This is a genomic window from Enterococcus sp. C46 (genome assembly GCF_040887565.1).
Taxonomy (GTDB): Bacteria; Bacillota; Bacilli; order Lactobacillales; family Enterococcaceae; genus Enterococcus_B; species Enterococcus_B lactis.
Genome location: NZ_JBFOGA010000005.1, coordinates 56,560 through 70,196 on the forward strand (window position 1 = coordinate 56,560; position 13,637 = coordinate 70,196).

Here is a 13,637-nt window from a genome sequence, read left to right on the forward strand (position 1 = left end):
GTAGCAAAATTAAGAGTAGGGGCTGTGACAAAAGTCTTGTCGCAGCCCTTTTTTCCGGATAAACGGTGCTCAAAAGCTTGCATCTGCGGTAATAAGCCCAACCAAACGAAAAATAGGAGGAGCTATTTTTGTTTGGCTGTTCTTATTACTTGATGCAGGACAGCTTTTTCACAACCTCTTTTTCAGAAAATAATGAAGATTTCTTTTCCTATCAATTTTTTTTGTTATAATGGGTAGGAAATGAAAACTTGCCAAGAGGAGTAATACAACATGAATAATACTTACCCAGACGACAGTTTGACGCTGCATACGGATCTATATCAAATCAATATGATGCAGACATACTGGGAATTAGGTCGAGCTGATTTACATGCTGTTTTTGAATGTTATTTTCGAGAAATGCCTTTTAGCCACGGGTACGCGGTTTTTGCAGGATTGGAACGGTTAGTCAATTATTTAGAGAATCTGACGTTTAGTGATTCCGATATTGCTTACTTACGTGGCTTAGAAGTCTATCCTGAGGGTTTTTTGGAGTATTTACAAAATTTTGAATTTAAAGCAACGGTTCGTTCTGCTCGTGAAGGTGAATTAGTTTTTGCAAATGAACCATTGATCCAAGTGGAAGGTCCTTTGGCACATTGTCAGTTAGTAGAAACAGCACTGTTGAATATGGTCAATTTCCAAACGTTGATCGCGACAAAAGCAGCTCGCATCAAATCTGTGATCGGAGAAGATCCGCTCTTGGAATTTGGGACTAGACGAGCGCAAGAATTGGATGCGGCAGTTTGGGGAACTAGAGCGGCATATATCGGCGGAGCAGATGCAACAAGCAATGTACGTGCTGGAAAGATATTTGGGATACCAGCTAGTGGGACTCATGCGCATTCGTTAGTCCAATCTTATGGAAATGATTATGAAGCATTTATGGCGTATGCTAAAACCCATAAAGACTGTGTGTTCTTAGTCGATACTTATGATACGTTGAAATCAGGTGTGCCAAGTGCAATCCGCGTAGCAAAAGAATTAGGTGATAAAATCAACTTCCAAGGCGTACGTATCGACAGTGGAGATATGGCCTATATATCTAAGCGTGTTCGGGAACAATTAGATGCAGCTGGATTTACAGAAGCAAAAATTTATGCTTCGAATGACTTAGATGAAGCAACGATTTTGAATTTAAAGATGCAAAAAGCTAAAATTGATGTATGGGGTGTCGGAACAAAACTGATCACCGCTTATGATCAGCCAGCCCTTGGTGCAGTATTCAAACTAGTATCAATCGAAGATAGCGAAGGAAATATGGTGGATACGATCAAGTTATCAAGCAATGCGGAAAAAGTGACAACTCCAGGAAAAAAACAAGTATGGCGTATTACTCGAAACTCTGATGGGAAATCTGAAGGAGACTATGTCACATTATGGGATGAGGATCCTCGAGAAGAAGAAGCTATCTTTATGTTTCATCCAGTGCATACGTTTATCAATAAAACTGTTCGGGATTTTACCGCTCGCCCCGTTTTACAAGATATCTTTATCGAAGGAAAAAGAGTATACGAACTACCCGTGCTAAACGAAATCAAAGAATATACAAAAGAAAATCTAGATTCACTGTGGGAAGAGTACAAACGAGACTTGAATCCGCAAAAATATCCGGTCGATCTATCTACTGAATGCTGGAACCATAAAATGGCTACGATGGAACGAATGAAAAAAAGTGTAGCAGAACTTCATACAGAAGCATAGGAGGAGAATAAATGAGCCTGCAAACAGAAATCATCCATGAATTAGGTGTCAAACCAACAATTGATCCAACAGAAGAAATTCGTAAAAGTATTGATTTTATGAAAGCTTATTTGAAAAAATATCCGTTTCTTAAAACCTTTGTATTAGGTATTAGCGGTGGTCAAGATTCTACTTTAGCAGGTCGTTTGGCGCAACTAACGATGGAAGAAATGCGTGAAGAAACGAAAGATGAAAGCTATCAATTTATCGCTGTTCGTCTTCCTTATGGTGAACAAGCAGATGAAGAAGATGCAAAAGCTGCTCTTGACTTTATCCAGCCCGATGTTAGTCTGCGAGTAAATATCAAACCTGCTGTTGATGCACAAGTACAAGTATTAAGTGAAGCAGGTGTGGAAATCAGCGATTTTAACAAAGGAAATATCAAAGCACGACAACGAATGATTACACAATATGCCGTAGCCGGAGAAAGAGCAGGAGCTGTATTAGGGACAGATCATGCTGCAGAAAACATCACTGGTTTTTTCACGAAATTTGGTGATGGAGGAGCCGATATCTTACCATTGTTCCGTTTGAACAAACGGCAAGGGAAACAATTGCTTCAAGCATTGAATGCACCGGAAAAGCTATACACAAAAATTCCGACTGCAGATCTTGAAGATGGAAAACCAATGATTGCGGATGAAGTCGCACTAGGTGTTACGTATAACGAAATCGATGATTATCTAGAAGGAAAAGAAGTTCCCGCTCAAGCACAAGAAAAAATCGAAGCGTGGTGGAACAAGACGCAGCATAAACGTCATTTGCCAATTTCTGTTTTGGATGATTTTTGGAAATAACAATAAAATAAAAAAACAGCCGTCCCTTCATAGGGATTGGCTGTTTTTGCTTTATAAAATAGAAAAGAAAACTATCAGCTGTAGTAAACTTTTAATTTGATATCTTGGTCGTAATTACCGAATCCTTTACCAAATAAAGTACAGCCACCTACATGTTCGGCATCTTCTTTCACTTCGATTCGCAAATGCCAAGTATCTTGATCTTTAGGGATGTCGTTGATCGTGATGTCTGACAAAGGTTCCCCATTCATATTTGTCAAATGTTTGGTGATTCGGATCGTCTTCAGCAAGCCGTATTGATTAAGATTATCTGGATACCAATCAGGCGTATATTTCCCGCGGATATCAGCAAAATCTCCAGGGCTCGTCCATGTTCCTAGCTCTACGCCATTTAGGCTGAAAGTGATATCGGAAGGCCAATTGTCATTTGAAAAAGGAAATTCAGAAGAAATTTCCACAGAAACTTCCAACATTTCTAATGTATCCTCTGCATTCAAAAAATTAGGTGACTGATACTCGACAAACCCGCTGGTAAACCAGAGGATACGAGCATCCATCCTTCGAGGATCCACAAAATAGCGTGGTTCATCCACTTTTCCGATAAAGTCATGGATCGTCGCTAAACCACATGTCGGTTCAATTGCATAATTCGTATAGTGACCAATAGGTATCGATGTTTCTTTCGTGTCAAAAGCATTGAATATTTTTTCTGGGAAACTGATATCTATTTTATCGACACGAAGGCTCGAAATTTTTTGTTGTCCTATTTTCTCTGTTTTGATGATGTTCGCTTCTTCTAACTTTTTCACGTGCATCGTCGTGATCGCGCTGCTTACTCCAAGTTCTTTTGCCAAATCTTTGACATTCATCTTCTTTTTGGAAAGCAACTGAATGATCCTGATTCTTGTCTTGCTAGCTAATGCTTCATATACCGGTAAGGATTCCTCGTTTATTTGTAGTTGCATATATATCACCGCTTAAAAGGTTTTTCTTCTATATTAACATATTTATTAATGAAAGCTATATTGAATTATTTGATTTAATCATGATTAATATTTACATTAATTATAATGGGTAAAAATAAATAGATTTAACATTTTTATTATTGACAACGCTTTCAACGGGGTGTATTATTCATGTATAAATTAAAGGAGGTCAGTTATGGAAGCCACAATGTTGATTAGTAGTGTCAAGCGTGTAGGCAAAGTTGATCCGCGGTTGTATAGTTCATTTATTGAACATATGGGACGAGCGGTATATGAAGGGATTTATCAGCCAGATCATCCATCAGCTAATGAAAGTGGATTTCGCCAAGACGTCATTCACTTAGTAAAAGAATTGAACATTCCCATGATTAGATATCCTGGTGGAAATTTTGTGTCAGGATTTCGTTGGGAAGACAGTATTGGTCCCATAGCAAGTAGACCCAAAAGGTTGGATTTAGCTTGGCGGACAATTGAAACGAATGAAGTTGGGATTCATGAATTTTATAACTGGTGTCAGCATGTAGGGGCCGAAATCAATATGGCTGTCAATCTGGGTACTCGTGGGGTAGATGCAGCTCGTAATTTAGTCGAATATTGTAATTTTCCTAAAGGAACTTATTGGAGTGATTTAAGGTGTTTGAATGGTCAAGAGAGCCCTTTTGGAATTAAGACATGGTGTTTAGGGAATGAAATGGACGGTCCTTGGCAGATTGGTCATAAAACAGCAGAAGAATATGGACGGTTAGCAGCGGAAACGGCTAAGGCGATGAAACTCGTAGATGATTCAATTGAGGTGGTTTTATGCGGAAGTTCTAATCGGCAAATGCCTACATTTGGTGATTGGGAGTTAACAGTCCTTGATCAAGCATATGATCAAATAGATTATTTGTCTCTTCATCAATATTATGGCAACCAAAAAAATGATCTTTCTCATTATCTTGCACGTTCCTTGGACATGGATCGGTTCATTTCTGAAGTGACAGCGATGTGCGATACAATCAAGGCGAAGAAACATAGTAAGAAGCAGATCAACCTGTCCTTTGATGAATGGAATATTTGGTATCATTCAGCGGAACAAGATGAGCAAGCAGCGCCTTGGCAGATTGCTCCTCCTTTACTAGAAGATAACTATAATTTTGAAGATGCATTACTATTAGGCTGTCTATTAATCACTTTATTGAAACATGCAGACAGAGTAAAGATAGCTTGTCTTGCTCAATTGGTAAATGTTATTGCACCAATCAGGACAGAAACAAACGGAGAAGCTTGGAGACAGACGATTTATTATCCATTTATGCAAGCTGCTATGTATGGACAAGGAGAGGTGTTAAGCCCACAAATTCATTCAGCAAACTATGCGACGGAAGATTTTGAAGAAGTGCCGTATTTAGAAAGTGTAGCAGTAATAAATGACAAAGAACTTGTCATATTTGCAGTTAACCGTGGAGAAGAAGAAATGAATCTAACTGTTCGCTTGTCTGAATTATCAGTAGCAGGAGTGATTGATTTTTCTGAAATGAGTGGGTTTGATACGAAAGCAACCAATCTTCCTAAAAGTGAACAAGTAAAACCAAGTCATTCAACGAATGTAAAAGCTGAAGATGGGAAAATCAATTGTTTGTTGAAACCACTATCTTGGAATGTAGTCAGATGTTATTTATCAGATGAAGGAGGAACAAAAAATGAAAGGTAAAAAATGGTTAATTGGCTCTTTATTGGTAGTTGCAACAGGTATTTTAGGTGCTTGTGGTGGCGGAAGTTCAGCAGAATCTGATTCTGATAAAGAAGTGACTTTGACTTTTTGGAATGGGTTTACTGCATCTGATGGGGAAATATTGCAAGAAATCGTTAATGAATTTAATAAAACAAATGATAAAAACATCAAAATTGAAATGGATATCATGACTTGGGCCAATTTGAATGAAAAACTTCCTACAGCGATTTCTTCTAAAAAGGCACCTGACTTTATTGCATTAAATTATCCAGATTTTGCACAGTATGTAGAAAACGGAGCGGTACAACCATTAGACGATTTCTGGGAATATGATGGAGTAGATAAATCTGATTTTAAAGAAACGGCTGTTGAATTAGGTCAAGTAGAAGGTAAACAGTATTTTGTCCCCATGCAGGTACAAGGAATGTATATGTATTGGAATAATGATTTGTTTAAACAAGCTGGTTTAGACACTGAACAACCACCTACTACTTGGGAAGAATTGACAGAAATGGCACCACAATTAACTGATAGTAGTAAAAATGTATCAGGTTTTGTCTTCAATAAGGATGGAACTGCACCATTATATAACTGGATGTTAGCAAATGGCGGTAAATTAGTGAACGATGATTATACTAAGTCTGAATTTGCCTCTCCTGAGAACCTTAAAACGTTAAAAGCGATCCAAAAAATGATTCATGTAGACAAGACTGGCCCAGAATCGATTTCTGGCGCCGAAATGGACAATTTAATGAATGCTGGTCAACTAGCCATTGAAATCAATGGGCCATGGTTAAATAACGGATTGAAAGCAAACGAGATTGATTATAATGTGACTACCTTACCACAAGGGAGTGACTCGGACAAAAAAACAGCTATTTTAGATGGCGTAGGATATGCCATTCCGGCAAGTACAGATAATAATAAAAAAGAAGCTATCTATGAGTTTTTGAAATATTGGAATACAACTGAAATTGGTAAAAAATGGAGTATCGAAAATGGGTTTCCTGCCTACTTGGATTCAGTAGCAAAAGATGAAGAAGTCAAAAATGATCCTATTGTTTCTGAATTATCGAAACAAATGGACTATGCAGAGCCATATTTACCAGGTTTTACCCAAATCTCTGCGATTAATAACGATATCATCAACCCATTGATTGAAAAATTATTAGCGGGAGAAGACCCTGAGAAACTCATGAACGATGCAGATGATGCCATCAATCAATTATTGCAAAAATAGTACAGACCTTTATATAGGATAGACTGTTAACAAGATACAGATATCTGAATGATCGACGTAGTGTTTGCAGATAGGTGTTATTGCAGAAATCACAGCGATCGTTCGGATATCTTATTCAGATTCGATTAAACCAAGCTCGTATATTTTATCAAAATGAAAGATGAGGTGGACTATATGAACGGATTCACCAAATATTGGAATCGCCCTGAACGTGCTGCGTATTTGTTTTTGACTCCATCTTTTTTAGTTTTATTATTATTTACTGTCATACCGCTTTTAGGAACATTTGCTATTAGTTTTACAGATTTGAATATTTTCTTTACATCAAGAAATTTTGTAAGTTTTGAAAATTTCACACGTATATTTAGTGATGAACGAGCAGTTAATTCGTTGATTCATTCTTTATATTTTACCGTACTTGAAACGCCAACACAAATTATCGTTGGTTTATTAGCAGCAGTAGCATTATCTAAAAATACCAGATTCAATCGGTTTTGTCGTTCAACGTTTTACATTCCAGTTATTTGTTCATTGACGTCAATTGCGATTATTTTTTCTATGTTACTTGATCCGAATGTAGGGGCGATTCCTTACTTGTTTTCACAAGTCGGCTTGCCGATTCCTCAATTTTTTCGCGATCCAACTCTTGCCATGCCAACTGTAGCCATCATGACTGTTTGGAAGAATTTTGGTGTTACTATGACGATTCTCTTGACTGCTATTCAGGGAATCTCTCCCTCTTTGTATGAATCTGCTCAAATGGATGGTGCAACAAATCGGCAGCAGTTTTTTAACATTACACTACCTCAGATCGTTCCCTCCTTAGGTTTTTGTGTTTTAACGAATCTGATTGGTTCGATGCAAGTGTTTGACCAAGTATATGTTGCAACCGCTGGTGGCCCACAATTTAAGACAGAAACAGCTGTTCAATATATTTACAGTCGAGGATTTACAGCACCTTATGAATTGGGCTATGCATCAGCATTGTCTTCGGTTTTGTTTATCATTGTTGCAACTATAGCTATCTCCACTAATGTGTACATGTCACGGAAAGAAAAACAAATGAAATAGGAGGGAACTCTGTATGGCACCAGAAAGCTCGATTACAGTTACTGTGAATAAGAGGAAAGCAGTTAGTGGTAAAAAAATCATTCGAACGATTAGTATGCTAATTATATTGTTTGTTATTGCTTTTCCTTTTTTGTGGCTGATTATTTCTTCTTTTAAACACGAAAAAGACATTATCTCATTTCCGCCTAGAATATTTGCAGACAGCTATACCCTAGATAACTATATTAAGGTTTGGACAACGATCCCTTTATTAGATTACATCAAAAATACAGTAATTTTTGCTGGAGGGACAGTGATTACTTCTGTATTCTTTGATTCTCTTGCGGGGTACGCATTTGCTCGTATGCGTTTCAAAGGGAAATCAGTTTTGTTCTATTTCGTTTTACTGACAATGATGATCCCATTCCAAGTCTTCATGATTCCTCTATTTATTGAAGTCAATTTGCTTGGCATGCTTGATACTTATGCAGGTTTAATCATTCCTCGTATGACAACTGCATTTGGTATCTTCATGATGCGCTCCTTTTTTATCACTTTACCAGATTCTTTGGAAGAGGCAGCACGCATTGATGGACTAAGTGAGTTTAATATTTTTTTGAAAATCATGTTGCCATTGAGCAAACCTACTCTTTTATCATTAGGGATTTTCACGCTGATGAATAGTTGGAATGACTTGCTTTATCCATTGATATTGACAAGTAGTTCAAAAATGAGAACTTTACCAGCAGGGCTAGCTTTATTTACGGGGCAGAACATTTCTTTCTATGGACCTGTAATGGCTGGAACGGTTATTTCAATGTTGCCATTACTAGTGGTTTATATTTTTGCACAGAAATATTTTGTTCAAGGAACAGCTATGTCTGGAATGAAAGAGTGAGGAAGATGAAAATAGTTGAGACAAAATTTTATGGACAGTTGATTGTGGTTTCTGATTACATCTTATTAGGAATTCTCTGGGTAATCGTGTGTTTGCCGGTTATTACTATCGTGCCTGCTACATGTGCTGTTTTTTATGTAATGGCGCAATGGAAAGGTAAGGAATCAGGACACATCATTTATTTTTTCTTTCAAGGAATGAAGCAACATTTTGGTAAGAACTTGTTCCTTAGTATGTTAACGACCGTTATTTATTTTCTTGTTAATCAATTATTAGAAGAACAGACAATCGGACTTTCAATTAGTGGATATGTAGTTTCACTTATTTATTCCATGTTTCTTTTATCCTGGGTATATGTGATTTCTGAAAATAAAGATACTTCGTTTCTACAAATTTTTGAACAAAGTACATGGAAAGTATTTTTTGATTTTTTGAGAAATATTCTTTGTTGCGCTTTGTTATTAGGTTTTGTACTACTCATATTTCTTTTTCCTCCGTTTATTTTTATCTTTGCTGGTGGCGTTTGGAAACTTGTATCTATTATCTTGACTATAGGAAATGAAAGGTAGGGAAAGCTGTTGGACGAAGAAATAAAAGTAAAAATCAGAGAGGATTTTACAGTAGGAGAGATCAGTTCTCGGCTGTTTGGCTCATTTGTTGAACATATGGGAAGTGTCGTCTATACAGGGATTTATGAACCGAGCCATGAAACAGCTGATGGTGACGGGTTTAGACAAGATGTCCTCTCTTATGTAAAGGAATTGGAATTAGGTGTCATTCGCTATCCTGGAGGGAACTTTACATCTGGTTATGATTGGTTGGATACTATAGGTAGGAAAGAACGGCGACCAAAAAAGATTGATTTAGCATGGCGAGGTATAGAACCAAATTCTTTTGGAATCCACGAATTTTTTAAATGGATCAGTCATGTACAAGCGGAACCGATATTCACAGTGAATTTAGGAACAAAAGGAATCGATGAAGCAAAAAATTTAGTAGAATATTGTAATTTTCCAAAAGGAACCTACTGGAGTGATTTGAGAATAAAAAACGGGCAAAAAAAACCTTTTGGCGTTAAATTATGGTGTTTAGGGAATGAGCTAGATGGGCCATGGCAAGTGGGTGCTAAGAGTGCTTATGAATATGGTAGGTTAGCAAATGAAGCCTCGAAAGTCATGAAGTTAGTAGATGATTCAATTGAAACAATCTTAGTTGGAAGCTCTACGCCACGTTTACCATCGTACCCTGAATGGGATCGTATCGCATTAGAAGAAGCATATGAGAACGTAGATTATTTAGCTTTGCATAACTATATTGACAAGTATGATGAAGAAGACTTGACTAAACCTCCTAAAAATGAGCGTGATGATACAGCGACATACCTGGCAAAAGCTTATCGATTCGATCGTCAAATTGAAGAGATCGTTGCTACTTGTGATTATGTAAAAGGATATTTGAGAAGTGAGAAAACAATGTATCTAGCGTTCGATGAATGGAACGTACATGCCCAACCGGAAAAAAGACACAGGGATTTTGAAATCGGTAGTCCCATTGATTGGTGTTACTTTACTATGGAGGATACATTATTATTTGGTTCATTAGGATTGGCTATTTTACGACATGCAGATCGCGTAAAGATTAGTTGTCAATCATTGTTAGTAAACACAATACCTTTAATACTAACAGATGCTAAAGGCCAAGCATGGAAGAATCCAACTTACTATGTGATGCAACACTTATCGAAATATGCTAAAGGTCAAGTATTGGAACAACAAATCATTTGCCCTGTTTATGATTGTGAAAAGATAAAAAAAGTTCCTTATGTAGACAGTGTGGTCGTAGATAACGGCAATCAACTGACTATTTTCTTGATTAATCGCACTAATGAACAACAAAATGTAACGATTGAACATGATTTTAATTTGCTAGATCAAGGAGAGCACTACACATTGACCAGTAGTGATCTATTGGACAAAAATACACGTGAAGAACCAGAAAAGATAAAACCTGAAATAAACTATTTTTCAATAGAAAAACATGACGAGTTAAATGTAGGGATAGAAAAATACTCTTGGAATGTAATTAGAATAAAGAAAATGTGAGGAAATTTGTTATGATGAAGACACTTTATAATAATCCTATCGTTCAGCAACGGGCAGATCCTTGGGTATATAAACATACAGATGGTTATTATTATTTTACAGGATCGGTTCCCGGCTACCAAGTGATTGAATTAAGAAGGGCAAAGTCACTGAATGAATTAGAACATGCTGAAAGCCTGATTGTATGGCAGGCTCATGAAGAAGGACCGATGAGTGAATTGATCTGGGCACCTGAAGTCCATTATATCAATGGAAAATGGTACATTTACTTTGCTGCAAGCAATCATAAAACCATACGTGATGAATCCCATCATCACCGCATGTTCGTACTTGAAAATCAGCATATGGATCCAATGAATACAGATTGGATAGAAAAGGGACAAATAAAAACGAAAAGGGAAACTTTCAGTTTAGATGGAACAACTTTCTCTTCTCAGGGAAAGCTATATTACGTGTGGGCTCAACAAGATCCTGAAATTGCTGGGAATTCTAATCTTTATCTATCCGAAATGGCTAATCCTTGGACGTTAAAGGGAGAGCAACTCCTCCTTTCTATACCTGAGTATGAATGGGAAAAACGGGGTTTTTCAGTAAATGAAGGTCCAGCAGTCCTTACTCGTAATGGGAAAATATTCATTACGTATTCTGGTAGTGCAACGGATGAAAACTATGCCATGGGTCTGCTGTGGGCTGATGAGCACAAGAATCTTTTATTAAATGAATCATGGCATAAATTATCGGAGCCAGTATTCGTTTCTTCTGAAAAAAATAAGCAATTTGGGCCTGGTCACAACTCGTTTACGCTTTCAGAAGATGGATGCTTTGATATTTTGATTTATCATGCTCGACCAGAGAAGAACCAAAAAGGGGATCCATTAGACAATCCCAATCGGCACGCGAACGCGCAATGCTTTACGTGGAATGAGCAAGGATTTCCAGAATTTGGTGAACCTGTACCGTATGACTTATGAGAACAAGAAACCTTGATTTTTGCTTGAATAAACCTTGCAGACTCGTTATGATATATGTACGTACAAATAAAAAGGGGCAAGGTAAATGGCAAAATATCAAGACATTGCAGATGAGATAAAACAAAAGATCCTTCATGAGGAATACGAAGTAAATACAACCATTCCTTCAGAATTCAAGCTGCAAGAAATATATGCCGTCAGCAGACATACGATTCGGCAAGCAATCGCTGTGTTGGTAAATGAGGGCTATCTGCGTAAAGAAAAAGGATCGGGCACATATGTAGATGACAGCTATAAGAAAGAAAAAACACCATTGAACAGAACAAAAACGATCGGTGTCATCACCACATATCTCTCTGATTATATTTTTCCGTCGATTATCCGAGGAATCGAAAACGAATTACGAGAATCTGGGTATTCATTGCTTTTAGCCAGTACGAATAACGATCACGAATTGGAGAAAGAGTGTTTGAAGAAAATGATTGCTTATGGAGTAGATGGTTTAATCGTTGAGCCTACGAAAAGTAATCAGTATAACCCAAACTTAGCACTTTATGTTGCTTTGAGAGAAAAAGGCATTCCGATGGTGATGATCAATGCTGCTTATGAAGAGTTAAATGCCTCTTATATTTGTTTAGATGATGTGAAAGTCGGTTTTATGGCAGCAGAATATTTGATAAAAAAAGGACATCAACGTCTGTTGTTCATCACAAAAATCGACGATCTTCAAGGAAAATACAGGATGAAAGGTTTTATCAGCGCGTGTGAACAGTATAATGTGCGATTTTTGACAAAAGATATCATTACTTTCACCACGGAAACACGAGAAACAATTGCTGAAAAAACAGTACAACGGTTGAAAGAAGAACAAGCTTTAGATGGCATCATTTGCTATAACGATCAAATAGCTAGTTTATTGCTAGATAAGTTGACAGAAAATGGCTATCATATTCCAGATGACCTATCGATCGTAGGAACAGACGATTCTTCTTTAAGCCATTTAGGAAATAAAAAATTGACAACATTGACTCATCCAAAAGAAAAGTTGGGACAAGATGCCGCACGGTGGATCGTCACAACGATTGAAAAAGGACAGGTACAGCCGAATATTCTTTATGAGCCTGTACTAGTTGAACGGGAAACAGTAAAAGAAAACGAAAAATAAGAGACGGGTTTTTACCGCCTCTTATTTTTTATATCAATTTGGGGCTGTGACAAAAATCATCAAACATGAGAAACTATTTTTTGAACTTGGTCCTTGTGACTCGAAACTAAGCGGTTCCTTCTTATTTCTTGAAGCTGACCACTTCTGTCACGACCACTTTAAGAATGATGGATAGAAATACGTTTAGGATAAGTTTTTTTAGATGCACTTTGTTCGATTTCCTCTAAAGATTTCCCACGAGTCTCCGGTACGATCTCTTGAATAAATAAAACTCCTAAAAAGCAGATGATCCCAAAAATACCGAAAACGATTTCTTGAGACATAGAAGCAGTCATCACAGGAAAAAGCAAGCTGACTAGGAAAGAACCAATCCAATTAAAAGAAGAGGCTAGGCCAGATGCTCGCCCGCGGACAGCTAATGGGAATATTTCGCCTACGATTACCCATGTCAGTGGAGCCCATGTGCAAGAATAAAATGCGACATAAATACATAAAAACAAGAGAATTAACAACGAATTTGTATGAGCATCCAGTACAGTTCCTAAAACAGCTGGTAGGATGAAAGAAAGTCCCATCACGCTACCGCCTATTTTCAATAAAGTTCGCCGATTGAACTTGTCTGCAATAACCAAAAAGAGCAAAGAACCAGCAACTAAAATGATTCCTTGGATGATCGGCCACATCAATGCATCGCTCGCTGCATGCCCAGTCGCTTTTTCTACGATCAGCGGAATATAGTAAAAAATAGCATTAGCTCCTTGAAATTGCTGGAATACTGCTACACCAATACCGGCAATAACTAACGAACGATACTTTTCTAAAAACAAAGTATGCCAAGAAGTTACGGTTGTCTTTTCTTGTTTGACATTCAGCTGGATTTGTTCGAATTCCTGTTCAGCTTCGTATTCTCTCCTTCTAGAATTTCGAGAAGG

General features: G+C 37.4%; 11 protein-coding genes and 1 pseudogene. 10 read left to right on the plus strand and 2 right to left on the minus strand.

From position 1 onward, the window contains the following. Nucleotides 1–270 precede the first annotated feature (270 nt). Together AB3I27_RS09020 and nadE are read left to right on the plus strand one after the other, a co-directional pair. Nucleotides 271–1,743, plus strand: coding sequence for a nicotinate phosphoribosyltransferase (locus tag AB3I27_RS09020; protein WP_002314112.1), 1,473 nt, complete (start codon nucleotides 271–273; stop codon nucleotides 1,741–1,743). 11 nt (nucleotides 1,744–1,754) lie between these two features. Beyond that, entirely contained in the window at nucleotides 1,755–2,579 is an 825-nt protein-coding gene (nadE, locus tag AB3I27_RS09025; protein WP_002310056.1) for an ammonia-dependent NAD(+) synthetase, read from the plus strand. Between the two features lie 74 nt (nucleotides 2,580–2,653). On the opposite strand, the gene AB3I27_RS09030 is transcribed toward nadE, so the two are convergent. Beyond that, nucleotides 2,654–3,544, minus strand: coding sequence for a transcriptional regulator (locus tag AB3I27_RS09030; RefSeq protein ID WP_002310057.1), 891 nt, complete (start codon nucleotides 3,542–3,544; stop codon nucleotides 2,654–2,656). Nucleotides 3,545–3,740: 196 nt separating this feature from the next. Between AB3I27_RS09030 and AB3I27_RS09035 the strand changes: the two genes are divergently transcribed. The 8 genes from AB3I27_RS09035 to AB3I27_RS09070 all read left to right on the plus strand — a co-directional run bounded on the left by AB3I27_RS09035 (nucleotide 3,741) and on the right by AB3I27_RS09070 (nucleotide 12,705). Next, nucleotides 3,741–5,258 carry an alpha-N-arabinofuranosidase gene (locus AB3I27_RS09035; protein WP_222896921.1) on the plus strand — a complete coding sequence of 506 codons (1,518 nt, stop codon included), beginning with the start codon at nucleotides 3,741–3,743 and terminating at the stop codon, nucleotides 5,256–5,258. Then, a complete protein-coding gene (locus AB3I27_RS09040; RefSeq protein ID WP_002310059.1) occupies nucleotides 5,230–6,519 on the plus strand; it encodes an ABC transporter substrate-binding protein in 1,290 nt (429 codons plus the stop codon). The genes AB3I27_RS09035 and AB3I27_RS09040 overlap by 29 nt, the downstream gene beginning before the upstream one ends. A 174-nt stretch (nucleotides 6,520–6,693) precedes the next feature. After that, nucleotides 6,694–7,590 (plus strand): carbohydrate ABC transporter permease, encoded by an 897-nt coding sequence (locus AB3I27_RS09045; protein ID WP_002335207.1) that lies wholly within the window; start codon nucleotides 6,694–6,696, stop codon nucleotides 7,588–7,590. Nucleotides 7,591–7,603: 13 nt separating this feature from the next. Further along, nucleotides 7,604–8,467, plus strand: a complete 864-nt coding sequence (locus tag AB3I27_RS09050) for a carbohydrate ABC transporter permease (RefSeq protein ID WP_002310062.1) — start codon at nucleotides 7,604–7,606, stop codon at nucleotides 8,465–8,467. 5 nt (nucleotides 8,468–8,472) lie between these two features. Beyond that, a complete protein-coding gene (locus AB3I27_RS09055) occupies nucleotides 8,473–9,036 on the plus strand; it encodes a YesL family protein (protein ID WP_002316806.1) in 564 nt (187 codons plus the stop codon). A gap of 21 nt (nucleotides 9,037–9,057) precedes the next feature. Next, complete coding sequence (locus tag AB3I27_RS09060) at nucleotides 9,058–10,569, plus strand: alpha-N-arabinofuranosidase (RefSeq protein ID WP_171025442.1); 1,512 nt, start codon at nucleotides 9,058–9,060, stop codon at nucleotides 10,567–10,569. An 11-nt stretch (nucleotides 10,570–10,580) separates the two neighbouring features. Further along, nucleotides 10,581–11,540, plus strand: coding sequence for a family 43 glycosylhydrolase (locus AB3I27_RS09065; protein ID WP_025478093.1), 960 nt, complete (start codon nucleotides 10,581–10,583; stop codon nucleotides 11,538–11,540). Between the two features lie 85 nt (nucleotides 11,541–11,625). Further along, entirely contained in the window at nucleotides 11,626–12,705 is a 1,080-nt protein-coding gene (locus tag AB3I27_RS09070; protein WP_002310067.1) for a GntR family transcriptional regulator, read from the plus strand. 158 nt (nucleotides 12,706–12,863) lie between these two features. On the opposite strand, the pseudogene AB3I27_RS09075 reads toward AB3I27_RS09070, so the two are convergent. Continuing rightward, nucleotides 12,864–13,607 (minus strand): annotated as a pseudogene (locus tag AB3I27_RS09075) (MFS transporter); the annotation flags it as partial. Nucleotides 13,608–13,637: the final 30 nt, after the last annotated feature.